This window comes from Cytobacillus sp. NJ13 (genome assembly GCA_030348385.1).
Lineage (GTDB): Bacteria > Bacillota > Bacilli > Bacillales > Cytobacillaceae > Cytobacillus.
The window spans coordinates 975099-1000158 of record JAUCFP010000006.1 but is presented as its reverse complement, the minus strand read 5'-3'; the positions used below and the strand labels follow the sequence as shown (position 1 = coordinate 1000158).

The 25060-nt window shown below is 39.8% G+C and carries 26 protein-coding genes, 1 pseudogene and 1 riboswitch; of the genes and pseudogenes, 13 read left to right on the top strand and 14 right to left on the bottom strand.

Annotation, left to right across the window (positions count from 1 at the left end; genetic code table 11):
• The first annotated feature begins 90 nt into the window (after nt 1-90).
• Nucleotides 91-399 carry a hypothetical protein gene (locus tag QUF73_04890; protein ID MDM5225539.1) on the top strand — a complete coding sequence of 103 codons (309 nt, stop codon included), beginning with the start codon at nt 91-93 and terminating at the stop codon, nt 397-399.
• Nucleotides 400-432: 33 nt separating this feature from the next.
• Here QUF73_04890 and QUF73_04885 read toward each other — a convergent pair whose 3' ends face one another.
• Nucleotides 433-1005 carry a hypothetical protein gene (locus QUF73_04885; GenBank protein ID MDM5225538.1) on the bottom strand — a complete coding sequence of 191 codons (573 nt, stop codon included), beginning with the start codon at nt 1003-1005 and terminating at the stop codon, nt 433-435.
• Nucleotides 1006-1166: 161 nt separating this feature from the next.
• On the opposite strand from QUF73_04885, the gene QUF73_04880 reads away from it, so the two are divergent.
• Nucleotides 1167-1367 (top strand): hypothetical protein, encoded by a 201-nt coding sequence (locus QUF73_04880; GenBank protein MDM5225537.1) that lies wholly within the window; start codon nt 1167-1169, stop codon nt 1365-1367.
• A gap of 43 nt (nt 1368-1410) precedes the next feature.
• Here QUF73_04880 and QUF73_04875 read toward each other — a convergent pair whose 3' ends face one another.
• Both QUF73_04875 and QUF73_04870 read right to left on the bottom strand, forming a co-directional pair.
• Nucleotides 1411-2238, bottom strand: a complete 828-nt coding sequence (locus QUF73_04875; protein ID MDM5225536.1) for an aldo/keto reductase — start codon at nt 2236-2238, stop codon at nt 1411-1413.
• A 126-nt stretch (nt 2239-2364) separates the two neighbouring features.
• Nucleotides 2365-2571 (bottom strand): zinc ribbon domain-containing protein, encoded by a 207-nt coding sequence (locus QUF73_04870; GenBank protein ID MDM5225535.1) that lies wholly within the window; start codon nt 2569-2571, stop codon nt 2365-2367.
• A 148-nt stretch (nt 2572-2719) separates the two neighbouring features.
• On the opposite strand from QUF73_04870, the gene QUF73_04865 reads away from it, so the two are divergent.
• On the top strand, nt 2720-3106 hold the full coding sequence (locus tag QUF73_04865) for a globin (protein ID MDM5225534.1): 387 nt from the start codon (nt 2720-2722) through the stop codon (nt 3104-3106).
• A gap of 85 nt (nt 3107-3191) precedes the next feature.
• Here the strand turns inward: QUF73_04865 and QUF73_04860 are convergent, their stop codons facing one another.
• The 3 genes from QUF73_04860 to QUF73_04850 all read right to left on the bottom strand — a co-directional run bounded on the left by QUF73_04860 (nt 3192) and on the right by QUF73_04850 (nt 7029).
• Nucleotides 3192-3587, bottom strand: a complete 396-nt coding sequence (locus tag QUF73_04860; protein MDM5225533.1) for a hypothetical protein — start codon at nt 3585-3587, stop codon at nt 3192-3194.
• Nucleotides 3588-3691: 104 nt separating this feature from the next.
• Nucleotides 3692-4696, bottom strand: a complete 1005-nt coding sequence (locus QUF73_04855) for a DUF3231 family protein (GenBank protein MDM5225532.1) — start codon at nt 4694-4696, stop codon at nt 3692-3694.
• A gap of 164 nt (nt 4697-4860) precedes the next feature.
• Complete coding sequence (locus QUF73_04850) at nt 4861-7029, bottom strand: beta-propeller domain-containing protein (protein MDM5225531.1); 2169 nt, start codon at nt 7027-7029, stop codon at nt 4861-4863.
• A 147-nt stretch (nt 7030-7176) separates the two neighbouring features.
• On the opposite strand from QUF73_04850, the gene QUF73_04845 reads away from it, so the two are divergent.
• Nucleotides 7177-8115 (top strand): DMT family transporter, encoded by a 939-nt coding sequence (locus QUF73_04845; GenBank protein MDM5225530.1) that lies wholly within the window; start codon nt 7177-7179, stop codon nt 8113-8115.
• A gap of 42 nt (nt 8116-8157) precedes the next feature.
• Here QUF73_04845 and QUF73_04840 read toward each other — a convergent pair whose 3' ends face one another.
• Nucleotides 8158-8286 (bottom strand): hypothetical protein, encoded by a 129-nt coding sequence (locus tag QUF73_04840; GenBank protein ID MDM5225529.1) that lies wholly within the window; start codon nt 8284-8286, stop codon nt 8158-8160.
• A 270-nt stretch (nt 8287-8556) separates the two neighbouring features.
• Here QUF73_04840 and QUF73_04835 point away from each other — a divergent pair, with 270 nt between their 5' ends.
• The gene (locus tag QUF73_04835) at nt 8557-8703 is read left to right on the top strand and encodes a hypothetical protein (protein ID MDM5225528.1); all 147 of its coding nucleotides are present in this window, start codon (nt 8557-8559) and stop codon (nt 8701-8703) included.
• A 21-nt stretch (nt 8704-8724) separates the two neighbouring features.
• On the opposite strand, the pseudogene QUF73_04830 reads toward QUF73_04835, so the two are convergent.
• Nucleotides 8725-9153: pseudogene (locus QUF73_04830) on the bottom strand (CAP domain-containing protein).
• 562 nt (nt 9154-9715) lie between these two features.
• Between QUF73_04830 and QUF73_04825 the strand changes: the two are divergent.
• Nucleotides 9716-9892 (top strand): hypothetical protein, encoded by a 177-nt coding sequence (locus QUF73_04825; protein ID MDM5225527.1) that lies wholly within the window; start codon nt 9716-9718, stop codon nt 9890-9892.
• 46 nt (nt 9893-9938) lie between these two features.
• Here the strand turns inward: QUF73_04825 and ltaE are convergent, their stop codons facing one another.
• Nucleotides 9939-10970 carry a low-specificity L-threonine aldolase gene (ltaE, locus tag QUF73_04820; protein ID MDM5225526.1) on the bottom strand — a complete coding sequence of 344 codons (1032 nt, stop codon included), beginning with the start codon at nt 10968-10970 and terminating at the stop codon, nt 9939-9941.
• 463 nt (nt 10971-11433) lie between these two features.
• Between ltaE and qoxA the strand changes: the two genes are divergently transcribed.
• From qoxA to qoxD, 4 genes are read left to right on the top strand one after another with little or no spacing between them, the layout of a single operon-like run.
• Nucleotides 11434-12423, top strand: a complete 990-nt coding sequence (qoxA, locus tag QUF73_04815) for a cytochrome aa3 quinol oxidase subunit II (protein MDM5225525.1) — start codon at nt 11434-11436, stop codon at nt 12421-12423.
• Nucleotides 12413-14389 (top strand): cytochrome aa3 quinol oxidase subunit I, encoded by a 1977-nt coding sequence (gene qoxB / locus QUF73_04810; protein ID MDM5225524.1) that lies wholly within the window; start codon nt 12413-12415, stop codon nt 14387-14389. Before qoxA ends, qoxB begins: the two co-directional genes overlap by 11 nt.
• Nucleotides 14379-14984: a cytochrome aa3 quinol oxidase subunit III gene (gene qoxC / locus QUF73_04805; protein MDM5225523.1), complete on the top strand. Its 606-nt coding sequence runs from the start codon at nt 14379-14381 to the stop codon at nt 14982-14984. Before qoxB ends, qoxC begins: the two co-directional genes overlap by 11 nt.
• Nucleotides 14985-15290, top strand: coding sequence for a cytochrome aa3 quinol oxidase subunit IV (gene qoxD, locus QUF73_04800; protein ID MDM5225522.1), 306 nt, complete (start codon nt 14985-14987; stop codon nt 15288-15290).
• Between the two features lie 37 nt (nt 15291-15327).
• Here the strand turns inward: qoxD and QUF73_04795 are convergent, their stop codons facing one another.
• From QUF73_04795 to thiT, 3 genes are all read right to left on the bottom strand, one after another.
• The gene (locus tag QUF73_04795) at nt 15328-15567 is read right to left on the bottom strand and encodes a hypothetical protein (GenBank protein MDM5225521.1); all 240 of its coding nucleotides are present in this window, start codon (nt 15565-15567) and stop codon (nt 15328-15330) included.
• A 122-nt stretch (nt 15568-15689) separates the two neighbouring features.
• The gene (locus QUF73_04790) at nt 15690-15959 is read right to left on the bottom strand and encodes a hypothetical protein (protein MDM5225520.1); all 270 of its coding nucleotides are present in this window, start codon (nt 15957-15959) and stop codon (nt 15690-15692) included.
• A gap of 99 nt (nt 15960-16058) precedes the next feature.
• Nucleotides 16059-16658, bottom strand: coding sequence for an energy-coupled thiamine transporter ThiT (gene thiT, locus QUF73_04785; protein ID MDM5225519.1), 600 nt, complete (start codon nt 16656-16658; stop codon nt 16059-16061).
• A gap of 66 nt (nt 16659-16724) precedes the next feature.
• Nucleotides 16725-16827, bottom strand: a riboswitch (TPP riboswitch).
• Nucleotides 16828-17092: 265 nt separating this feature from the next.
• On the opposite strand from thiT, the gene QUF73_04780 reads away from it, so the two are divergent.
• Both QUF73_04780 and QUF73_04775 read left to right on the top strand, forming a co-directional pair.
• Complete coding sequence (locus tag QUF73_04780; GenBank protein MDM5225518.1) at nt 17093-18823, top strand: AAA family ATPase; 1731 nt, start codon at nt 17093-17095, stop codon at nt 18821-18823.
• A gap of 181 nt (nt 18824-19004) precedes the next feature.
• On the top strand, nt 19005-20312 hold the full coding sequence (locus QUF73_04775) for an ATP-binding protein (GenBank protein ID MDM5225517.1): 1308 nt from the start codon (nt 19005-19007) through the stop codon (nt 20310-20312).
• 123 nt (nt 20313-20435) lie between these two features.
• On the opposite strand, the gene QUF73_04770 is transcribed toward QUF73_04775, so the two are convergent.
• Both QUF73_04770 and QUF73_04765 read right to left on the bottom strand, forming a co-directional pair.
• Entirely contained in the window at nt 20436-20588 is a 153-nt protein-coding gene (locus QUF73_04770) for a lmo0937 family membrane protein (GenBank protein ID MDM5225516.1), read from the bottom strand.
• A 143-nt stretch (nt 20589-20731) separates the two neighbouring features.
• Nucleotides 20732-21610: a TetR/AcrR family transcriptional regulator gene (locus QUF73_04765; GenBank protein MDM5225515.1), complete on the bottom strand. Its 879-nt coding sequence runs from the start codon at nt 21608-21610 to the stop codon at nt 20732-20734.
• Between the two features lie 173 nt (nt 21611-21783).
• On the opposite strand from QUF73_04765, the gene QUF73_04760 reads away from it, so the two are divergent.
• Nucleotides 21784-24846 carry an efflux RND transporter permease subunit gene (locus QUF73_04760; GenBank protein MDM5225514.1) on the top strand — a complete coding sequence of 1021 codons (3063 nt, stop codon included), beginning with the start codon at nt 21784-21786 and terminating at the stop codon, nt 24844-24846.
• Nucleotides 24847-25060: the final 214 nt, after the last annotated feature.

Sequence of the window (25060 nt, the reverse complement as noted above, 5' to 3'; positions counted from 1 at the left end):
ACGGCAGATATTTTAAAATTGCTTAAAATATGTGTTTTGAAAGTTCCGATGTGTGTAATAGATTAACAAGCATATAAGGAGCTGATCAGCATGTTAACAATGTATAAATGCAAAAATTTCAATAAAACTGGTAAAATTCTTCTCCCCAGCAAGTGGCGCAGCCAATTTGGGCTTTTGCCGGGAAAACTGGCTGATCTTCGCTTCGACCAGGATCAAATAATTATTGAGAAGGCCAATTTGGATTCAACTCATAATAAAAGACTTATTTCTGAAAATGGCTCTATCCATATCCCAAAGGAACTTCAGCATCTGCTTGATATAACGGAGGAAGAAGAATATTGCCTTTTCATTGATGAGGAAGATAAGAGTTTTGTCCTTAAGGTGATTTCAGAACGCTAAAAAAGCCGCAGCTATTTCCTTAGCAGCAGCTTTTTAGCAGATATATTTTCCTGTCAGCTTTGAAAGTGCCCTGCAAAACTTTTCCCAGCCTTTAGGGAATGCCTGAATCCCCTGACTCTCAAAAATATTTTCCTTTGTAATCAGCTTTATGGACCATGTCACACTATCCAATATGATTCCTGGGTTTTGGTATTCCTTCTGCCACTTCCAAATTTTCAGCCGATATAATTCTTTCTTGAATTCATCAATGCTGCCTGATGCTGCAGGCAGTTCATTTCTAGGTGAGAACGAACTTAAATGCCATTCAAAATATACAAATCGCCCGTTGATAAAGTCCACTTCAATTTTGTACCATGGCCCGGGATAACCGCCGAGGCTGATACTCAAAAGGATGGGGTCTTTATCAGGGTCAATCGTGACAATATTATTTTTTATATGGAAAATTTCTCTTTTTCTGCTTATGACAGATTTTACATGTGATAATTCAAGCGGTTTCCGGTTGGCATTCTGAAAGTTACTTAGTCTATTCATTTCGTCAAGCAAGGAAGGGATGGATATAGCCCCCTTTTTCTCCAAGATATCCAAAATATTCTCGAAAATACTCATTGTTTCTTCCTCCATCAAAACAGGGTGGGCTTATGTACCAAAGAATGTTTTCTTCCCTAATATCCTTTTTTCCCTCTGTGCAAACATTCTTTAGTGCTTAAGCATCGTGTGTGAATAAATTCCGCCTGCTCATTGCACGCTATTGATTGGGAGGTGCAGCCATGGATCCAATAAAACCAGGAAGCAAAAAGCTGCCGGATTTCGAAGAACTGGATGATCGATTGATTGCCGGGCATACTTCGGGGCCAACACTTGTGATAAAGACAAATCTTGATCCGGAAAATTCGACTGAAGATAATCCTTACTTTAAGAATGAAGGCGAAACGGCTACAGAAGAATTTCGGGATTATTTTGAGGAGTAAAAGCAAACCGGCAGGCTTATTGCCTGCCGGTTTGCTGCATTATTTAGAAATCGAAGTTGTCAGGGTCCGGACCTACTCGTCTATTTTCATTTAAGCTGCTGATTTTGTCCATATCTTCTGAAGAAAGCTCAAAGTCAAATACATCAGCATTTTCAATGATGCGATGTTCTTTTACTGACTTGGGTATTGTAACAATTTCGTTCTGAAGATCCCATCTTAAGATAACTTGTGCAACCGATTTGCTGTACTTTTGGGCAATTTCCTTCAATGCTGCGTTTTCAAGAAGCTCTCCCTGTCCCAGTGGTGACCATGCTTCTATTTGAATGTCCTGCTCCTTGCAGAAGTCCCTAAGCTCAGCCTGGTTCAGCAAAGGATGAAGCTCTACCTGGTTAACCATGGGGGTAATTTCAGCATCCTGCATCAGATCTTCAAGGTGGTGGATCTGGAAGTTGCTCACACCAATTGCCTTTACTCTCTTTTCTTTATAAAGAGTTTCAAGAGCTTTCCATGTTTCTTTATATTTCCCTTTCACAGGCCAATGGATCAGGTAAAGGTCAATATAATCAAGACCCAGCTTTTCAAGGCTGGTTTCAAATGCATTGATTGCAGAAACATAGCCCTGGTCAGAATTCCAAACTTTTGTGGTAATAAAAAGTTCTTTACGAGGTATGCCCGCTTCCTTGATTGCCTGGCCTACACCTTCTTCATTCTGATAGACTGCCGCCGTATCAATGCTTTTATATCCTGCTTTAAGGGCTGATTTAACAGACTGGACAACTTCCTCTCCGTCCTGTACCTTGAAAACACCCAGTCCCAGCCATGGCATTTTGACACCGTTATGTAATGATGCAGCAGATTGTAAATTTTTCATTCTTTCACCTCTTTTTATCAATTAGGGTACTGGATAATTTTCTCACATTCGTTTCAGTTAACAAAATTTATTGCTTAAAAAAAGAAAAACATTGCCCCATGTTGGGCAATGCATGATCAGTTACTTTTATCCGCCGAAGAAAAAATCGAGTACGTTTCCTGCAGTGGAAGAGTTTTTATTATAAAATTCTGAGTATCCGCAGTTTTTACAGTAAACTACCAGAAAACGGTTATGCTGAATATCAAACATTTTGGAAAGTCCCGTACCAGTCATGGCAACTTCTTTTTGGCCGGCATCACTGCTGCCGCATTTAATACAGCCTTTTTTCCCCATATTCTCACCCTTTCGATTTCTTTCTTTAATTTACGTTCACAACTGAAAAAAGTTTCGCCAATAATCATACTGTGATTTAAATCACATTTAAGTTAATATAACTTCTATATAATGAGAATGAAAAAAATGTAATTCAAGCAGGTGAAGAATCGTGCATGATTTTAAGACACTTTTTGAAGAAATAGGCGGAACTGAGACCATTGAAAAGCTAGTGGAGGCGTTTTATCCCCGTGTTTATGCAGATCCCGTATTAAGTCCCCTTTTTGAAGGTGATATAGAGGACATTAAGCGAAAACAGAGGATGTTTCTTACACAATTTCTTGGAGGACCGCCTCTATACAGCCAGGAGTTTGGCCCGCCTGCCATGAAACAAAGGCATCTGCCATTTGAGATTACACCTTTAAGAGCACAAAGATGGCTTGCCTGCATGAAAGAGGCCTTTAAGGAAACGGGGCTGGATCAAAACCCTGCATCTGCTCTATTCTATGATCGACTAATGCAGGTGGCGGCCATTATGGTTAATAGTCCAGAATAAAATTAGACCTTCCGTCCGGAAGGTCTAATATCAGTTAGATTAGAAAGTTTATAATTTTGATCGTCAAGTCCCAGTGCTTTTTCAGTTATAGTGATTCAAAATATTCTTTTGCATGGTCTGCTGACTGGAACATTTTAACTTCTGTTACCTCTTTTTCATCATAAGCTACTCCTAGAAATCCATCCGCAAGCTGCAGGATATCAGCAGATGAGGTGTTTTCATCTTCTGCGATAACTGTTTCTTCCATTTCAAGCTGCCCTTTTTCCGCCCAAGATTGTACTTCGGCCGAGTAAGTATCAATATTCATTCCCTCATCAATACGATCATCCAATTCAGTAACTGAGAGTGGCTTTTCTTCACCTTCTGTATTCGTAGCTTCGTTATATTCCTGGCTATTAGTTGAATCATTCTCTGCTTCTTCCTCTGCACTGCAAGCTGTCATCAGTATGCAGGCGGTAAAAGCAAGCATCCATTTAAGCATATCTGTTCATCTCCTTTTAATTATTCTAAGCTAGTAATCTATACCCCAAATTTTGGTCTGCATTCATAATAAAAAAATAAAGCACCCACAAAAAGGTGCTTCAGTTATTTACTCCTGAGCTCTTCTCTATCAAGTGATTGAGGCGGCTTTTCCAGCCAGCCGTTGTCAATCATAATTTTTGCTCCATCATCTGCAAAATCACCGATTTTAATCATCATTTTAGCATACTGAATAGCCAGGTCTTTTCTAATGCTCGCACCGATGGCTATGCCAAAGTCCATTACGCCGACCGCAGTTATGCTGGCGATCAGAAACATCATTAATCTATCCGAAAAAGGTGAGGTGGTTGAGTCTGTAATGGACCCATCCCATGTGCTTGGATAGGCAACATCGTCATTTTTCAAGACATTGAGAAAATATTCTACATGCTCCAGGCTCATTTCATACCCTTTTTTAAAATAGTCGCTTATTTTTTTTTGTTTGGCTACCTGGCTGAATGCCAAAAGCATGGTTTTGGCAATATTGGATAACTCGATATTCGTACCAAGATGGGCAATTTCAATGGCCAGCAGCTGCCTCCTTTTGCCTACAATTCCCCCCAGAAAACGATGGTCTGATACATACTTTACTTTCTTAGGATATTCTATATATGGTGATCGAATGAAAATTCCCTTTTCTTGCATAGCCTCAGCAGCCATATCAAAAAGTTTTTCAGTTTGTTCATAGTATTTTTTAAACATGCTGCGAACGTCTTTTCTTGCAGAAACTGACTTAGCAAGTGAATAGGCATTCAATCCGGTTCTTCCCAAATGATGCATGAATCTTAAATAGGTTATGTCTGAAAATAATTTGGGAGTGTCATTGTGCAGGTCTGTTTCATTAAATCCATCAGGTATTGGAAATTCTTCTTTTTTAAAGAGTGAGGCAATGTCGTCTATGTGATCCTGGGCGATAGATAGCGCGTACTTCAATACCGGCAAGACATCTGGATCTTCATTTGTTTTTATATAGTGCTTTATGCAGCAGACTGCTGCAGTATCTGCCACATATGTATTCCAAAGCATGGCCAATTCGGACGATATCAATTTAGGAATACTGCTGCCGTTCATATACTCACCAGCCGTTTAGTAAAATTATATTTATATATTATTAGCATTATATTTGCCTTCATTCAACATTTCTATTCAAATATATGGTAATTTATTTCCATTATTGTTTTTTATCGGCGGATTAAGAAAAAGAACCAGCCAGAAAAGAGGCCGGTTCCTTTAAATTAATTTAACTCAAGTTCTCCTGCTTTTTTGAATCCATCTATATGGTATGCATCAACTTTTTTTGGAGAAATGCTATAAATGTGGTCACCGATATAGATAAGCCTTTCGATTGTATCTTCCCATTCTTCATAGATTGCATTTTCTGTCTGATGGGTAATTTTACTTTGAAGCTCGATTCCATTTTGGGCAGTAATTTTGTATACTAACGCACCCTGGAAGTCGAATTTGGATTCAAACTGGCTTCCTTCTTTATTTTGGTAGATCGAAATGGGGAATCCATATAGATTATTCTTTTTATGAATGAGCAGTGCTTTGTGATCGTAATTTAAAGGTGAATATGTTCCGCGTCCTCCTATTATTTCTGTATCTTTTTCCACGGGCTTATTTGTATTGCTTACATCAAATAAAGATATTTTAACACCGTCCGTTGTAATAACAGGCTGACTGCCTGGTCCCTTGCCTCCTGTTATCTTCGTATCATGTCCGAAGCCAATGAGATGGTTTTCATCCAATGGGTGCAGATAATTGCTGAAGCCGGGAATTTTTAATTCACCCAGTACAGAAGGTTTTTCCGGATCTGACCCATCAATGACAAAGAGCGGGTCCGTTTCCTTAAAAGTAACCATATAAATTCGGTCATTCATAAACCTTGCAGAATAAATCCTTTCCCCTCTAGCCAGGTCTTCAAGCTGTCCAATCTGATTTAAATTTTTATCCAGAATATAAAGGCTGTTAGATGAGGGAGTTCTTTCGTCCCTGGCCTCCCCCTTGGTTGTTACCACTCTGAAGTTTCCATTATATTCATCCATTGAAAACTGATTTAAAACGGTGCCTTTTATTTCAGCTGATGTCTGAAACTCGACTCTTCCGCCTTTAATATTGAACTTATAGATGCTCGTATCCGGATGGGGCATCTGTCTGTCTGCGATGATTTCATTACTGTAATTGGCGGCTGATAAATATAGATTATTATTGGACATGTAGAATTCATTTCCGCTGCCTAAGTAGCTTGTGACAGATAGTGGCTCTCTGCTTGCTCTTACACTCAATACAGCTATATTAATATAATTTGCGTTTTGGGAACCAGGAAAATATTTTATCTCATCATAATCAACGATCTGCTGCTCCCTGCTCTTGGCAGTATCAAAATACCGAGGACGCAGATCTGCATTTTTATTTCTTTCCAGAATCCAATATTCGGGATAATAACTTGTAATCAAATATACCTTTCCATCCATTAGCCTGGAAGCAAGCAAACTGCCTTCGATGTCTGCCTCTCTAATTTGTTTTGGTTTTTGTTTATTTTCGATATTGAAAACAATCGTTTTTGTGGAATGAAATGCTGGAGCAATCTTTTTTTCTGAAGCCGCTTTTCCAATATGATCAGGAGCATCTTTATAGCTGTGGCCCACAACTATTAATTGATTCCCTTCTATAAATAATTGATAAGGAGAGAAGGCTTGATTAAATGTTAATTCAGAATCCATCTTCATTTTATCAGCCGGCATGGCCTTAATAATCTGGACTTTATTATCAGTGATTTTGTATATATGCGTGCCATCCGTTTTTATCAGATCAGCCTCATCTATACCGGCTACTTGAACATTTGTCCCGGAATAATCTGCACCTGCAGAATCTGCTGAGCTCTTTTCATTGCTGTTCTCCTCGCTCACTGCCATATCCCTTCCTGCAAGGAAAGTCCTTTCTTCATTTAGCATTTTTGAGAAGTAATTGTTCAATTTATTTCTTGAGCCGATTGCCGGCAGAGTATCTATAACTTTGAAAGCAGTTTTTACTGATTGATTCAGATTTTGCCCGCCCTCTGTTTTGATATCTTTTGTCAGGACCAAGGTATAATGTGGAGAATTTAGATTATATCCTTCAGCAGGGGGCTGAATTTCAATGGATTTATTATTATTCTCCAGAGAGATTTTTACCTGCTCTTTTCCCCCCTCTTCATTCAAAATATAAACGGAGCTGCTGTTGACACTATCTGGATTAAGTTCTTTTGAAAATGTGATTTCCCACACTTTATTATCCAGAACTGTAACTTCTCCATTATTTTCTGCCGGATTATTGACAATTTTCAATCTGTTAAGGAATGAAAAAGACGCCAGTAAAATAATGATCAGTGTGATTCCGCCTAGAAAAAGCCATTTTTTCTTCATAGAAGACACCCCTTTTTAAGTAAGTTGACGGGATAAATCTTCCAATAGTTACAAATTTATATTTATTTATTTTCTGAAATTAATGAATTTTATTGACATTAAAGGTAAAATTTATTTTATTACAGTGCAGGAAGAAGGTTTTCTCAAATGCTGGATGAGACAAACAAAAAGTACGGTTTTTTAATGCTGATTTTAGCGAACATGATTTGGGGAGGTAATTTTGTTATTGGCAGAATTGGTGTCGATTATTTTCCACCTCTCCTCTTTTCCCTAATGCGATGGATCATTGCATTCTTGCTTTTAACTCCATTTATGGTCAAGCAGCTAAAAAAAGATTGGAACATTATTTGGCAGCATAAGCGGATACTTTTGCTATTGGCGGTGACAGGCGTTGCCGGTTACAATACAATCATTTATTTTGCGCTGCAATACACCACTTCGATTAATGCATCAGTGGTAAATAGTACTACACCCCTATTTATCGCTATTCTAGCCATATTTATATTAAGAGAAAAGCTTCTAGCTCACCAGGCAGCAGGAATTCTCCTGTCAGTCTTTGGGATTTTATATATTATTTCAAAGGGATCGATTGAAATGTTTCTTTCATGGAAAATAAATGCTGGAGATTTATACGTATTGGCAGCAGTCATTATGTGGGCATTGTATTCGGTAATTGGTAAAAAATATTCAGACGTATTGCCTGTGCTATCTGCTTTTTATGCATCATCATTTCTCGGCATTTTACTATTGGCGCCCTTAAGCTTGATTGAATATTTGGTGATGGAAGAAGAGCCTGTCTTCTCCTTAACTTCAGCAGGAATCTTGCTGTATGTTGGTTTCCTGGCTTCAATTATGGCTTTTCTATCCTGGAATTTTGGAGTTTCCTTAATAGGTGCAGCCAAAGCAGGGGTTTTCCTGAATCTTCTTCCTGTTTTCGCCATCATATTCGCATTGTATTTTACTGAGGTAAAATTGTATTTGTATCAGTTAATCGGAGGAGGAATAGTCATCTTAGGTGTAGTAATATCTTCTGCAAAAACGCTTCGATTTAAGGATCAATTACAAGAAAATAAGTTTTCAGCATAAAAACTCCCCTCAGTTCCTGACTGAGGGGAGTTTCCAAATATATTACCAATCCTGGGTTCGCTCTAATAAATGATCAATTTCTACATGTCTGATCATATAGCCAAGTTCTTCTTCGGCAATTTCCGATGTGGCTTCTAATAGCTGATCAATATCCATTTGCACCAATCTCATAACCAGACCTCCTGATTTAATGAAACTAAAATCTCTTTCCTGCTATACTATTCGCTGTGTATCAGACAGGTATGGGGGCAGCCAAAAAAATTTATCAGTATTAATTCCCCAGCTGTTTTAGAACTTAAACATTTATAAAAAAACCAAGGTTGAATGATTGTTCACTATTTGTCACGGCTCCGCCGGAAAATAAATAGTATATAACAAGTTTTAAAAAATCTTAAAAGGGAATAGAGTCATAAAATACATTGCTGTTTGAAGGTGTCTATTATGAATACTAACTTTAGTGATTTTGCAAAGCTTTTGGAATCTGCTCTTGATAAAGGGCAAACAAATAACGAAATGACCATTCATGAATTGCTTGATGATATAAAAAATCAGCTTGAACCTTTAATCAACAAAAAAGAAATCGGCTAATTAGCATTAGCCGATTTCCTTTTATTTAGCTATAAACATTTGTGTCCAATAGGAGCCATTTTCCGTATATCCAACACCAATATGTGTGAAAGTGCCGTTTAAGATATTTTTCCGATGCCCTTCACTATCCATCCACGCTTGAACAACTTGTTCAGGAGTCTGCTGTCCCATTGCAATATTTTCGCCAGCGCTGCTGTAATTGACCCCAAAATCCCTCATCATATCAAATGGAGAACCATAAGTTGGGCTTGTATGAGAAAAGTAATTTTTCTGCTGCATATCATTTGATTTCGCTTGTGCAACATTACTTAGCGGATTATCTGATTTTAATGCATTTAGGCCATTTTTCTGACGTTCTGCATTTGTTAATTCGATTACTTTAGATTCAAAGTTATTTATTGCATCATTTTGAGCTGCGGGTGCCTGTCCGCTATCTCTACCTTCTTGTGGTGCAGCTGATTCTGGCTGCTGTCCGCCTCCCTGCCGATCTGGCTGCGCAAATTGGCGGCTTTCAGGCTGTTGGGGTGTCATCCCCTGATCTTGCTGCTGGTCTTCTCCGAATTGGAATAAGGGCATTCCGCCATCATCTGTTAATTGGCTGTGTGGAAATTCCTGACTTGGTGTTGCTGTACTGTAAGAATTCGGGTCAATGGTGAGATAGCCATTATTAACACGCTGCAATTCCAGAGGTGCTGCTCCCCGCCTTTCTCTATCCACATTCACATTATTCGTATTGCTTATTTCCTGGAGATCTTCCCCTGTTAATGCCCCGGAATCCATTCCTTGCTCAGCATTATTATTACATGCCGCAAGCATGAGAATCAGGAAGAGGCCAAGCAGAAAATTTTTCTTTAATTTCATTTTCAATTCTCCTTTAGAAAGTGTTATTTCAACTTTCTTATCATATGGAGTCAGTCATAAAGTATAGGTGGAAAAATTGAGAAATCATCGAAAGAGAACGTAAACATTGTTTGGCATATCTTATTGATAAAGATAACAAGGAGGGTTTTCTTTGGGGCAATATATAATTACAGGCATAGATGGTGCACATTATTATGGATATCCTCAGATGCACTATGGGGCCTGGTGGCAGCCTATTCATCAAGGCTATCCCTATCACAGCATTTGGCATCAAAGTCATTTTCATTCCAAGCATTACACTTTTGTTCCGATGCAAAGAATAATTTGAAACAGAAAAACGCATGTTTAACGGAGAACATGCGTTCTAAATCTGATTAAAAAGTTTGCTCAAGCGTTTTTTGAACGGCTTTTATTGCATGATCAAGTTGGAGCTTAGTCACGTCATAGTGAGTGACAAAACGCACATAAGAGGGTCCAAAAGTTCCTGAAAGCACGCCTTCATCTTTTAACCTTTCAACAAATTCAGATGAATTCATTTTAAGATTTTTTACATCAGCGACAATGATATTCGTATCAACTTGATTGACGATTTCAATGCCTTTGATTTGTCCAAGTCTCTGTTCAAGATATTGAGCATTTTCGTGATCCTCGGCTAAACGCTCTCTCATATTCGTTAATGCAACAAGTCCGGGAGCAGCTATAATCCCAGCCTGGCGGAGCCCCCCGCCCAATCTTTTCCGCCATTTTCTTGCTGCAGAAATAAATTCTCTGCTTCCTGCAAGAATGGAACCCACAGGAGCTCCGAGCCCCTTGGAGAGACATACTTGCACAGTGTCACAATGATACGCCAATTCAGAAGCTGGCAGGTTTAAGGCTGCGGCTGCATTAAACAATCTTGCCCCATCAATATGTACGGGTATATTATTGGTTTTTGCAATGCTGTATATTCCTTTCATATTATCTATAGGTATTACGGCACCGCCAGCTCTGTTATGAGTATTTTCCAGACAAATCAATCCTGTTTCCGGATAATGCTGATCTTCTCCCCTAATAGCAGACTCCACTTCAAAGGGATTCATTGCACCTCTTATTCCATTTAGCGTCCTTGTCTGAACGCCGGCAAATGCGGATGAAGCGCCGCTTTCATAATAAAAAATATGGCTTTCTGCTTCGAGAATGATTTCATTGCCCGGCCGGCAGTGTGTTAAGATGGCAATCTGGTTTCCCTGAGTGCCGCTCGTTACAAACAGAGCTGCCTCCTTACCAAGCACCTCAGCAGCAGTCTCTTCCAATTTATTGATTGATGGATCCTCTCCATATACGTCATCCCCAACTTCTGATTCATAAGCAGCTTTCCTCATTTCTTCAGTTGGCTTTGTAACTGTATCACTTCTTAAATCAATCATTTCCTCACCCTGTCCTTCTCTATTTTTAGTCCATGTTACTGTACTATTCAGTATTTTTCAACAAAGGGAGAATGAACTTTATTCATTCATTAATTATTGCATTTAAGTTTTTATTGGAGATTTATTGCTCGAGGTTAAAGTAATTCAGAAATTTAGGGTGTCGCATTAAAGTTCAAAATTTGTTCAAAAGTTGTTTTGATGACCAAAACCCTGCATTAATGCTATTTGTGCAAAATTATCAGATGCCCAATCCACTTACATTTATTTCCTTCCCACTTTTGTCACAACTTTTCACATTTGCTTATGTTAAGATCATTTACACAGTGATAACTAAGTTAAATAAAGGTTTAAAGGATGTTTATGTTTACCAGCTATATATTTTTTTGGCATCTTTGTGAAAACCCGCACATTATTTGTGAATTATTTAACAATAGTTTTTTGTCAAAAGGAGATGAAACATCAGATGAAGAAAATTCTGCTCTCTTTAACAGCTCTATTGCCCTTAATGGTTCTCAGCGGCTGCAATATGGTTGTATTTGAACCTCAGGGCCCCGTTGCAAGAAGCATAACCGAATTAATTAACTGGTCCCTGATCTGGATGCTTCTTGTCGTTGCAGTTGTTTTTGGATTGTTCGGCTATATTGTCTGGAAATACAGGGAACGACCTGAAAATAAAGATTATGAACCCCCGGAGGAGCATGGCAGTACACTCCTTGAAATTATCTGGACTGGGATTCCGATATTAATTGTCATTGCCCTAACAATCCCGACAGTAAAAACTCTTTACGCTCTGGAAGAAACACCAAAGGGCTATGAAGAAAAAGAACCTATTACAATACATGTAACATCTGCTGACTGGAAATGGATTTTCAGCTATCCTGAAGAAGGCATTGAGACAGTGAACTATGTAAATATACCGGAAGATACGCCAGTTCTCTTTAAGATGACATCTGCAAGCACCATGCAATCTTTCTGGGTACCAGCTCTTGGCGGACAAAAGTATACAATGCCAAAAATGGAAACAGAATTGTATCTTGCTGCAGACAACCCTGGATCTTATGAAGGCCAGAACACGAACTTTAACGGCCGAGGATATGCGGATATGAAATTTGAAGTGCTTGCACAAACCCAGGAAGATTTTGACCAATGGGTTGACGACGTTAAGGATACAGCTCCCAAGCTAACGGAAGATGAGTATGAAGGGCTGCTGAAGCCTACTCATTTAGGAAGACTGACATATTCCAATACTCATTTAGAATGGGTCAATCATGCTGATCCTAATTCGAAGGCTTATACAAATCCTGAGCTCTACAGAGGCCATGGATATCAAGGTAAAACGTTCGAAGAAGATGACAATTATAAAAATGAGAATCCAAACGTAATTGAAGGTCATGGCGAAGAAGAAAGCCATGATAGTCAAGAAAACCATGGAGGTGACCATCATGGGCATTAAATGGGATGAGTTTTTTATTACTGGGGACCCCCTTATACTAGGTTCACAGATAGCTATATTATTAACGATGATTGGTGCAGTCGCTGGCATCACTTATTTAAAAAAGTGGAAGTACCTGTGGACAGAATGGCTGACTACAGTTGATCATAAAAAAATCGGTATAATGTACATCATCTCCGCAGTATTGATGTTTTTCCGCGGCGGGATGGACGGACTGCTGATGAAAGCACAAACATCACAGCCTGAAATGGAATTTCTGAATTCCCAGCACTATAATGAAATCTTTACAACACACGGCGTTATTATGATTCTTTTCATGGCTATGCCGTTCTTAATTGGTTTAATGAACGTTGTCATTCCTCTGCAGATCGGTGCGCGTGACGTTGCCTTCCCACAGTTGAATGCACTGAGCTTCTGGCTGTTCTTCAGCGGAGCTATGCTATTTAATATTTCCTTTGTCATCGGGGGATCGCCTGATGCAGGATGGACTTCTTACTTCCCTCTTGCAGGCAAGGAATTCAGTCCGGGAATCGGAAATAACTATTATGCAGTCGCTCTGCAGATTGCCGGTATCGGTACTTTAATGTCAGGTATTAACTTTATCGTTACCATTTTGAAAATGAGAACAAAAGGCATGACATTGATGAAAATGCCGATGTTCTCTTGGACTACCTTTGTAACATCGATTCTAATTGTGGCTGCTTTCCCTATCTTCACAGTTGCATTGGCATTGATGACTTTTGACCGCCTTTATGGAACACATTTCTTTACAGTGTCAGGCGGAGGCATGGATATGCTTTGGGCAAACCTGTTCTGGCTATGGGGCCATCCTGAAGTATACATTGTTGCCCTTCCTGCTTTCGGGATTTTCTCTGAGGTTATTGCGACTTTCTCAAGAAAATCATTGTTTGGCTACAAATCGATGGTATTTTCCATCCTTGGAATTGCGCTTTTAAGTATGGTTGTATGGGTTCACCATTTCTATACAATGGGTTCAGGCCCTGCTGTTAACTCTTTCTTCTCCATCACGACGATGGCGATTGCCATACCGACTGGTGTTAAGATGTTCAACTGGCTGTTTACCATGCGAAAAGGACGCATTAAATTTACTTCCGCCATGCTTTGGGCACTGGCATTCGTCCCATGCTTCGTCATAGGCGGGGTTACAGGCGTAATGCTGGCAATGGGTGCAGCGGATTATCAGTATCACAATACATTATTCCTGGTTGCCCACTTCCACTATGTATTAATTCCGGGTGTAGTATTTGCCGTATTTGCAGGTCTGTACTACTGGTGGCCAAAAATGTTCGGCTTCATGCTGAATGAAAAAATCGGAAAATGGCATTTCTGGCTATTCGTTATCGGCTTTAACGTAACATTCATGCCTATGTTCTTCCTTGGATTAAACGGAGCTGTAAGGCGTGCTTACACTTACTCTGCTGAGTCAGGATTTGCGCCACTCTTCATGCTATCGGCAATTGGTTCTATCATTTTGGCAGCCGGATTTGCTGTATTCTGCTACAACATTTACTGGAGCATCCGCTATGCAGACAGAAACATCTCAAGCGACCCATGGGATGCAAGAACATTGGAATGGTCTACTGCGTCACCTGTTCAATTTTATAACTTTGCAAAACTGCCGGAAGTTAAATCCCTTGATCCTTTCTGGCACATGAAGAAAAAGAATGAAGGCTTAACTTTACATGACAGTGAAATCGAAGAGATTCATATGCCAAGCAATTCCTGGCTTCCAATTTATATGGGTGTCATCTTCGGCATCGCAGGCTTCTTCCTTGTATTTGAATGGCACATCGCTGCGGCTGTTGCTGCAATCGGCATTTTTGCTGGATTGATCATCCGTTCATTCGATTACAACGAAGGCTTCCATGTTACAAAAGATGAAATTCACAGAATTGAAAATGCCTGGAGAAAAACAGAAGGAGAGGTGCATGATCATGTCAGCTAAAGTGGATACTTCCTTGCCCCTTGAATATCAAACTGAGCAGGACCGGATGAATATTCTTGGCTTCTGGGTTTTCCTTGGCGCTGAAATCGTTCTATTTGCCACTCTGTTCGGAGTATATGGTGTATTATATGAACGCTATGCAGGAGGACCGACACATAAAGATATCTTTGTGATCAAGGATGTCATGATTCAGACAGTCCTCCTTTTGACAAGCAGCTTTACAATGGGCATCGCCATTTTTGAAATGCGCCGCCATAATCTTAAAGGGCTAATCACCTGGCTGGTGATTACCCTTGCTCTTGGCGCAGGATTCCTATTCATGGAGATTAATGAGTTTATCCATTATGCCCATGAAGGCGCAACGATGCAGACAAGTGCGTTCCTGTCCAGTTTATTTGTTTTGCTGGGAACACACGGAGCTCACGTAACATTGGGAATTGGCTGGGCAACTATGGTCATCATCCAGCTATTAAAAAGAGGCCTTACCCCTACTACAGCAAGAAAAACATTTATTATCGGCCTTTACTGGCACTTCCTTGATGTAGTCTGGATCTTTATTTTCACATTCGTGTATTTGAAAGGACTGGTGGCTTAAATGGAACATCATCAATCAAAAAGCTTCCCGATAAGCCATGTCATTGGATTTGTTGTCTCCCTTGTGCTGACATTTGCAGCAGCAGGTATTGCCCTCAAAACGAACCTTTCTTTTAAAGTGATCATGTGGATCATCGGCTCACTGGCTGTCATTCAGGCTGGCATGCAGCTGTTCATGTTCATGCACCTAAGAGAAGGTGAAGACGGCAAAACGAACTTAGTAAATATGATTTATGCCGTATTTATGGTTATCGTTATTGTAGTAGGTTCTATTTGGGTCTTAACCTCTGGGCATGCTTCACATTAATACAGTAAAAAACCGGTCTCCCATTTGGAGGCCGGTTTTATTTGTATTGTCTGATTCCTTTGCTTCCCTGCGTCATTTCCTCCATTACGTTGATAAAAAAGCCAAAACCAAATATCAGCATGGAAGAAACCATAACGCTTAAGCCAATTGATAAAACATATTGCCCTGTGAGACCGCTTACAAAAAAGCTTGAAATAAAGACAATTAATCCTAAAAGTATACCGGCTGCTGTTACATTCCTAAAAAAGTGAAGCACCTTTTGCTGTTTTAATGTCATGTTTTCATCCCCTTTTATTTAATATTCTAACTATGTTCACAAATTTGTCAAACTTTTTGTCACAAATCTGTCAAATTTAAATTAAGAAAGAAAAAAAGCCTTGCAAGATGCAAAGCGATTTTCTACTGATATAGTTTTTTAATGTTCTCCAAATCTTTCTTTAAACTGCATATTTCTTGCCTGGTCAGCATTAACGGCATTTGATCGTACAGTGTAATAATTTGTCCTCCCTCATCCTCCTCATGAAGGGATAAATAGTTATACAAATTTTCACATTGATTTTTGTTGAGGATTGACTGGGTGGTGAAACTTTTAACTTTTTGTATTTCAAAGGCACTGGTTTCTGCATCAAAGACACCTGTAATGATGTTACCCTGCAATGTGTTTAACAAACAATCACTCCCCTTTTTGAGTAATATACCCATTTTTCAGGAGCAATTTCCTTTTATATGAAAAAACCTCTTTGAAATTTTTCAAAGAGGCAGTTTTTATTATGAAGCACGTTTTTGAGTTCGAAGACCTTCATCCGATTTTCTTATGATTAATCTTGGTGCCGACGATATGATTAATGCTGCTAAAATGGAGCAGAGAATAGCTGCTCCAAGCATTGTCGCGCCATTTGCCAGGAAGGAGAATAGCACAGGCGACATCCCTTCTGGCGCATAGCTTCCGAAGAAAAATACACCTGCTATAAAATGCCAGAAATACCGGGCAAGACTTCCGGCAAACACAGCTAATATTACCCAGCCTAATGCCTTCTTCTTGTTTCCGCTGCGCAGCTGATTTTGAATTGGGAGGTAAAACAAACCGGCAAAACCAATACAGGCAAATGCCACAAAATACTCAATAAATGCCTGTAGCGGAGTAGCAATCCAGGCATCTCCCATGGCAATCTGCAAAATTCCCCATAAGAGGCCTGCGATGAAGCTTACCTTAAACCCCCACCTGAAAGCCAAAATAAAGATCGGAATCATCGCGGCAGAAATGGAAATGGACGGTGACAGCTTGATTGACGGCAGAAAATCCAGAATGATGGCAAATGCTGCAAAAAATGAAGCTTCAATCATCGCGGTTAAGCTTAATTTTTTCATAAAAAAATCCCCCTTTAATCGTATGACGATACCCCAAGGGAGAACAAGCAGGCAGAAATTCCCCTTCCGCCTTTTATTCCACATTCCTGCGCTAGCATTATCTAACAGGTTCAAAGGGTCAGAACAGCGAACTGTTCACTCTCAGCAAAATGCTCCCCTTGTGGCACGTTATTGAATTATCCGATTTTAGTATATATGAAATGAAAGATTGTGAAAAGGATTCTTTTAAAAAACTTTTTAGCTTTTCTGCCAGGTTTTCACCCTGCTTGTCACATTTTTTTCACATATAGATGCTATCTGAAAGCTGTTGTAGCACACTTTCTTATAAACTATATTATTTTTCCATAATTTACAACGTTTAAAAAGAGTAAAACCCTGTTATTAACAATATTATTTCCTTATAATGTAGGTATGTTCAATGAGGAGGGAAATAGTTGAAATCACGTCTTAAGAAGCCTTCGACGATTGTTTCTATTGCATTGGTGATCACTGTGATTTTGGCGGCGGTTATTTGGACCGTACAAGCAGGAAAAAAGGATGTGACAGTTCCGTTTTCTTCTGTGGAAAAAGTTATTGCCTCCCAGGATGGAAAGACTGTTGCAGTACAGGAATATAAAAATGGGAAACTGCTGATCACTGCCCCTGATGGCGAGTACATCTCCCATGTGCCTCCCAACAGTGAGATGGTTGATAAATTAGTAGAAACCTATAATATACAATATACGTTCGCAACCACAGAACCTTATGCCCCTTGGATTCTGGGCGGTGTAGTCCTTTTGCTCATAGCCATTGGAATTTACCTGTTTAAGTCTGGAAAAGGCGGAATGGGTGCTACAAATACAATGAAGCAAAGTGTTTCTAAGGCAAAGCCCCTTCCTTCCATTTCACTTGAAGATGTTGGAGGAATTCAGGAAGAAATGAAAGAGGAAATCATGCAGACTCTTTCAATATTAAAAGAACCTGAGCGCTCTCTGAAAATGGGCATTAAGCCGCCGAAGGGAATTCTATTATACGGGCCTCCTGGAACGGGGAAAACATTGCTGGCTCAGGCAATCGCTAAAGAACTTGGAGCAACATTTTTCTCAACCAGCGGTTCCGGTTTTAATGAATTGTTCGTTGGTGTGGGAGCATCGCGAGTAAGAAACCTTTTCCAAAATGCCAGAAAGCATGCTCCTGCCGTCGTCTTCATAGACGAAGTAGATGCACTTGCAGGACGAAGAAAGCAGCATGGCGGTGAAGAAAGCGAAAAAACATTAACTGAACTTCTAGTCCAGCTGGACGGCGGACATTCCAATGATGGAATCCTATTTATTGCCGCCACTAACCGGAAGGATATGCTCGATGAAGCCTTCCTTCGTCCCGGACGGATTGACTTCTCCTTCAATGTCCCTCTTCCTGATACAAAGGGCCGAAGAGAGATTATCAATATTCACACAAAAAATAGATTGCTTGCTGAGGATGTCATGATAACACTTGGCGATTTAGCAGAAAGCACTTCTGGATTCTCGGGAGCAGATCTTCATTCCCTTTTTGAAACGGCAAGCCGCAGAGCTGTCCGTAACGGCCAGGAAATTATCTCAAAGGAAGATTTGGATTATGCGCTTGACCGGACCATTTTGGGAACAACCACCCGGGCTTTACAGGATTACGGAACGAAGCAGCGCGTTGCCATACATGAAGCTGGCCATGCATTAGTGGCTGCTTTAACAAAACCCGGATCCGTCCGAAAAGCAACCATTATTCCGCGTGGCGAAGCACTTGGGTATGTAGCTCCTATACAAAAAGAACTTCACTTATCGACTTCAAGTGAATTGCTTGACCAGGTTGCCATGATTCTTGCAGGCGGTGTATCAGAGCGTATGATTCTTGGCGAGCATAGCATTGGAGTAAGCGGCGATGTTAAACAAGCCAAGCATATCATAGAGCAAATGGTTGATACCGGGTTACTGGATAACGGCTTTGAACTTACTTTTAACAAAGGACAAAAAGAAGCTAAAATGCAGGATCTTTTCCAAAAAGCATTGGAAAGATGCGAGTTGATCATCGCAAATCATCAGCCCCAATTTGATGCACTGGTAGAAGCCCTTCTTGAAAAAGAAACTCTGGAAGGCAGTGAAGTCCAGGAAATAGTTGGAGAATTGAAGACTGAAATGGTAATAGCATGATGAGGAACCAGCCTTCTTTGAAGGCTGGTTTTTTATTTAGGAAATGAGGAGACTTTGAATCAATCCATAATAATGTTATGTAAACAATCTTTATGGTAAAAAGCAGAATAAATAATTGTTCCCATATAAAGGATTCTTCCTCTCTTTTGTTTAATAATTATTATAGCTGCTTTTTGGAGGAATGGTTCTTTTGTATGACTTTATAGCTGACTTGATTCTGCACTTTTTGATTATGATGATGATCCCTTTTGCACATAAACTCATCTCTCGACGGGGAGTCCGCATGAGGATTGCATCACCTTTTTTATCTGTTCTAATATTAGTGCTTTTCCTGACTATCGCTTTTCCAGTGGAAATTGCAGGCAGTCAGTTTTTTGATTTAAAATTTATCCCTGTGTTTGTCGCTTTTTTTTACATTAGCCCTCTCTCAGGCTTTTTGACTATCTCTGTATTGGTTACTCTTAAGGGGTTTTTTTCACCCGGAGATATGTGGATTACGCTAATAAATTATTCAATTATTTCTGCTCTCTTTTTCTTAGCGTCGAAATTTTATCAAAAATGCACATTTAGACAAAAACTCAGTGTAGCTGTCTTATTTTATCTTCCCATTACGATAACCAGGTATGTGATTTTCCTTCAGGAAGATATTAATGAAGAAGCGGTGTATTTACTGCTGTTTTCAGCAAGTTCTATTGTGACTCTTTCTATGATCATCTATTTGATTGAAATGAATCTGCATCAGGAAAAGGTGATGCAAAAACTGAGAAATGCGGATAAATACAATGCGATCAGTCAGCTGGCCGCGTCGGTAGCACATGAAATCAGGAATCCAATGACTACTGTAAGAGGTTTTCTGCAATTACTTAAAAATGACAAAAACCTGACTGAAGACCAAAAGAAATTTATTAAAATTTCATTGGAAGAGCTGGATAGAACCAATCTTATAATTAGTGATTTCCTCTCACTTGCACGCCCGGATTCCCCTGTTTCAAGTAAAGTCTCACTATCTGAAGTATTGGTGGAAGTGGCTGAGTTTATGCGGCCATTTGGACTGATGGCAAAGGTTGAAATAAGGACAACTATATATGAGGGCCTTTTTATCAATGGCAATCAAAATGAAATAAAGCAATTATTTATTAACTTAATAAAAAATAGTGTAGAAGCTATGCCTAATGGCGGTCTTCTGGAGGTTTCAGCATTCAAAAACGATACATCAGCAGATATACATATTAAAGATGAAGGTGTTGGGATATCAAAAGATATACTCCAAATGCTCGGTCAGCCCTATTACTCTACAAAAACAAAAGGAACCGGCTTAGGATTAATGATTTCTTTTGACATTATCAATCGGCTGAAAGGAAATTATATAATAGAAAGTGCAGAGAACAAAGGAACCACCTTTACTATTAAGCTTCCATTATATATTTCCTCTGAAGAAATACAGCATCCTTCTTTCCAAAATCTGTCTAAAGGTCAGCGTAATAATTAGAGTTAACCCCAAATGCACCGGACGATTAATAAATAGCGCTCGATATACTATAGGATAGCTGATGACAATTAACTAGATAACAAGACCACTGAATAAAGCCTCCAATAAGGAAGGCTTTTTCCTCTATCCTCTGCCAGATGCTCTTCCTCTAATAAAGTTAACAACTATGATAATCGCTGCTATTACCAGCAGTATATGAATGATGCCTCCTGCAACTTTAAATATTAATCCGAGTATCCATAAAACAAGCAGAATACCTGCTATAGTCCAAAGCATACAATTCACCCCTTCCTGTTGATTTATTATTTACATACCCCTAACAATCAGGACTAATTCATGAGTAAATGAAAAATGCAAAAAAACATTGCCGCACTTTTTACAGTTCTGACAATGTTATGTTTTGCAATGGATGGATATATTTATTCAGAAAGTATTTCATTTTCCAGCACTTTTGCAGCAGCCGCTATTTCCACGTTCTCTTTTAATAAAGCGAATAGCCCTTTGATTACCACCATTTCAGGTCTGGATTTTCTTGTTTCTTCTGATATGCGATTGGCAATTTCTTTTATTGCAGATGCTTCACTTTTTTCCAAATCCTTAAGCTTGCTATAAAACGACTTCCATGCCTGCTCCCTTTTCTCAAATGAAATGAATGCACCTTCTTTGTCCATTTCAACAGAAAAATCCTTCATCATCTCTTCATCCAGAATCGGATGGCTGTTCCCCCTGATAAAGTCATTTGCCATTGCGTCGAGCTGTCTAACGATATGTTTCCCTATTTTTGCTGGTGAAATTTCCGCCTTTCCTGAAACCATGAGCATCATATAGGTCCGGTAAATGGATTGGATCATGAACAGCAAATCCCATTTATATGCTGAGACTTCTTCGCCATAGAGACTGATAAGACTCTTTTCCAGCCAGGAAAATAACCTTCCTCTCATTCTGTGTTCCATAGCGGAAATTTTTTTATTATTTGTAGCAGCTTCTCCTCTCATATGCATTTTCATATATGCTTTATATTCCAATATGCCTTCAAACTGTACTGTAAATTGCTTCTTAAGCTTTTGAAGCGGCGGCAGATCTTCATCCAGACCGATGATAAATACCCTCTCAAATACCAGCTGCTGATAATGTTCATAAATCGATATCATCAGATCTTCTTTAGAAGTAAAAAAAGAATAAAGGGATCCCTTGGAAATACCTACCCCATCGGCGATTTCCTGCATGGATGTCTGGTTGTACCCTTTCTCTGCAAAAAGGTTTACCGCCGTTTCTAAAATTGCTTCCCGTTTATTCATATCCTAAACACCTCATAACTGATTTTCGTCCGTCAGCACATCCATTCTTGACTCCATTAACAAAACACCTCAAAATGACTATTGAGTCAGGAGAAAAACCTTTATTTTTCAATATGTAAAAAGTATTTTATTTTCATTTTGACCCGAAAGTCAATTTTTAAGGAGGAGAATTTATGCTTGAATGGATTCTAAAACGCTCTAAAATCATATTAATCTTATTTTTATTGTTTATTATCGTAGGAGCCTTTACATTTTTACAGCTCCCTCAAAGGGAAATTCCTGAAACAGCCATTAATATCGGGACGGTAAATACGGTATATCCCGGAGCGACTGTTGACAGTGTGGAGAGAAATATTACCAATCCCATGGAGACTAAATTGCAGTCCATTGAAGGGATTGAAGAAATCAGTTCATCCTCAGCAGCAGGTTTCTCTGCTATTATCGTAACCGTATCTGACGGAGAAGACAAAAAAGAAGTGTTCAGCAATATCCGGCAGGCTGTTTCAGACGCTGCCGCCGGATTTCCTGAAGAAGCATTTGAGCCTGAAATTAATGAAACGAATGTAAAAATGCCAATCGTTTCTTACCACCTTACAAGTGACAGTATAGATAACCTTCTTCCTTTACAGGATGAACTGGCACGCTGGAAGGAAGAAGTTGAATCGTTAAAAGGTGTTGAAGGTGTAACTATAAAAGGTTTAGCAGAAGAAGAAATCGCTATACAGCTTGACCCTGAATCATTAAAAGAAAAAGGCATCATTCTGCCTGATGTGATCGAGGCAATAAATGAAGAATACTACCCTGCGCCCATAGGAAAACAAGAATTAAATTCAGAAATCGTTCAATTGACAGTCGATCATTTTACAACTGAGGATGAGATGGAAAATGTATATGTTGGAAAGACCCCTCAGGGTGAATCAGTCGTTCTTGGTGATATTGGCAATGTGGAAATTGTCCTGAAGGAAAAAGAAGATATTGTTACATTTAAAGGCAAACCTTCGATTTCATTCACAGCTTTTGTGGAAGCAGGACAGGATATTCCGTCAGTTAATGAAATCGTAAGCGAAAAAACGGAGGAACTCAGCGAATCCCTGCCTGAGAATGTGACTTTTGAGAAATATTATTCACAGGCGAATCTAGTCACCGAGATTTTTGACGGCCTGTTCCTATCCCTTTCCATCTCAGTCATTGCAGTAATATTAACAACCGCCCTTGGTCTTACTGTTTCAGGTGCATTCGTTGTTGCACTGGCTATACCGATTTCAGTATTAATGGGGCTTATTCCCCTGCCGGTTTCCGGAGTTGATTTAAATCAGATTTCGGTGATTGGTGCCATAATCGCATTAGGGATTTTGGTTGATGACTCCATAGTTGTTAATGATAATATCCAAAGACGGTATAAACTTGGAGACAATGCATTAAAAGGAGCTATAAATGGGACAAAAGAAATCTGGGTTTCGATTGTTACGTCCTCCCTTGCGATTGTTTTTACCTTCCTGCCGCTTATCTTTCTGTCTGGAGGGAATGGAGCATTTATCCGTGCGCTGCCGACAGTGCTGATAACTACCATTTTGGCTTCAACTTTGGTTGCGCTGATATTTGTGCCAATAATGCGCTACATGATGTACAGCAGAACGAGCAGGAAAATTTCGGATGCACCCGGTTTATTGGGAAAGCCGCTGAATAAATCAGCAGATCTATATGCTGACAAGCTTTTGAAGTCTTTTTCCAAGAAGCCTAAGCTTATTTCTTTCTTAGGCTTGATGGTTACTACAGCTATTTTAGGGCTTGCTGTGTTAACACCCTTTGAATTCTTCCCTGCTGCAGATCGTGAAGAAGTGACGATTGATGTGACTTTGCCAATCGGTACAACACTTGAAGAGACTGCCAAAGAACTCGAGAACATTGAAAAGATGCTTTTTAGCGACAAGGGTGTGAAGGAAACAAGTGTCTTTGCCGGGACAGGTTTGCCTAACTTGTTCAATAGCTCCCTTAATGCGACTGGTTCCAATACAGGTCAGATTGTTGCCCGGGTAGACCGTGAGAACCAGACGGCACAGGGGCTAATTGATGACTGGTCATCCATTTTGAGAGAGAAATATCCCGATTCAGAAATATTCATGGAAACGATACAGCAGGGGCCTCCTGCTGGTGCACCTGTGACGGTAACAGTCAAAGGGCCAGAGTTAGATAAACTTCTGGAACTCCGTGATAACCTCTCTAGGGAAATGAATGAAGCAGGAGCCGATTTTGTAGTCGATAATATTGGCAGTCTGCAACCAACTTTAAAATACGTACCTAAGAGAGAGCTTCTTGAGGAATATGGGATAACCGTAAACGAGATCAGTGAGCAGATTCGTCTGGCCACTGAAGGAATACCTCTTAAAGCTTTTGATAATGGTGTTGTTAAAAGAGATATGAGTATCCTTCTTGGTGATCAAGGTGCTGAACTTGACCTATCAAAACTGGAAATCCCGGCGGAAAGCACACAGGGTGGACCACCGGCTTTGATTTCCGCTGACACGCTCGTTGAGGCAGAAAGAACGGAGGAAATCCAGCGGATCCCTCACCTCAATGGAGAAAGGGCCATTACAATCAGGGCTTTCCCGAAGGATGAGAAAACCTTTAAGGAAACAGTGCAAAATCTAGTCGAAGACGAACGTGAAAAATTGAATGATCAAGATTACAGCATTTCAATAGGCGGGGAAAATCAGGCACAAAATGATTTCTTTGCCGAAATAACGGTATTGTTTATTATCGTGATTTTCCTTGTCTATTTGCTGATCGCATTTCAATTTAATTCGCTTGGCCTGCCATTCCTTGTGTTAGTTGCCGTATACCTGGCGATTGCCGGTGCAATTCTTGGCTTATTCGTTACACAAACGCCAATCAGTTTCCTTGCTGTAATGGGCATGGTTTCATTGACAGGCATAGTAGTCCGGAACTCTGTTGTTTTAATTGAATTTATGGAACAGGGATTAAAAACAGGAATGTCCATTCAAGAAGCAGTGGTTGAAGCTGGACGTGTCAGATTCAGGCCCATTATTCTGACTGCCCTTACTTCGATTGTTGCATTAATACCTGTTGCAGTAAGCGGCGACGCACTTTTCACTCCGCTTGCCATCACCATCATCTCAGGCATCTCATTCTCGGTCATCCTGACCCTGATCATTGTTCCGATGATGTATCTTGCGTTTAAAAAGGTGCCAGACACACATGCCACTCAAGATCAATAAGATCATACGAAACCTTCCTGCATTCAGGGAGGTTTTTTTGCATCCTTTTCCTATCACTGCATATACTATATTCACGGCAGCCCACCTCTTCTAACATCGCTTCGTTGCGGGACTAACCAGACCGGAATGTGGGCGGCCACCTTTTGGGGTGCCAGGCACCTATACCACCATTAAAACGCTTCTATACACACCATGAACAAAGCTGCAAACCTGG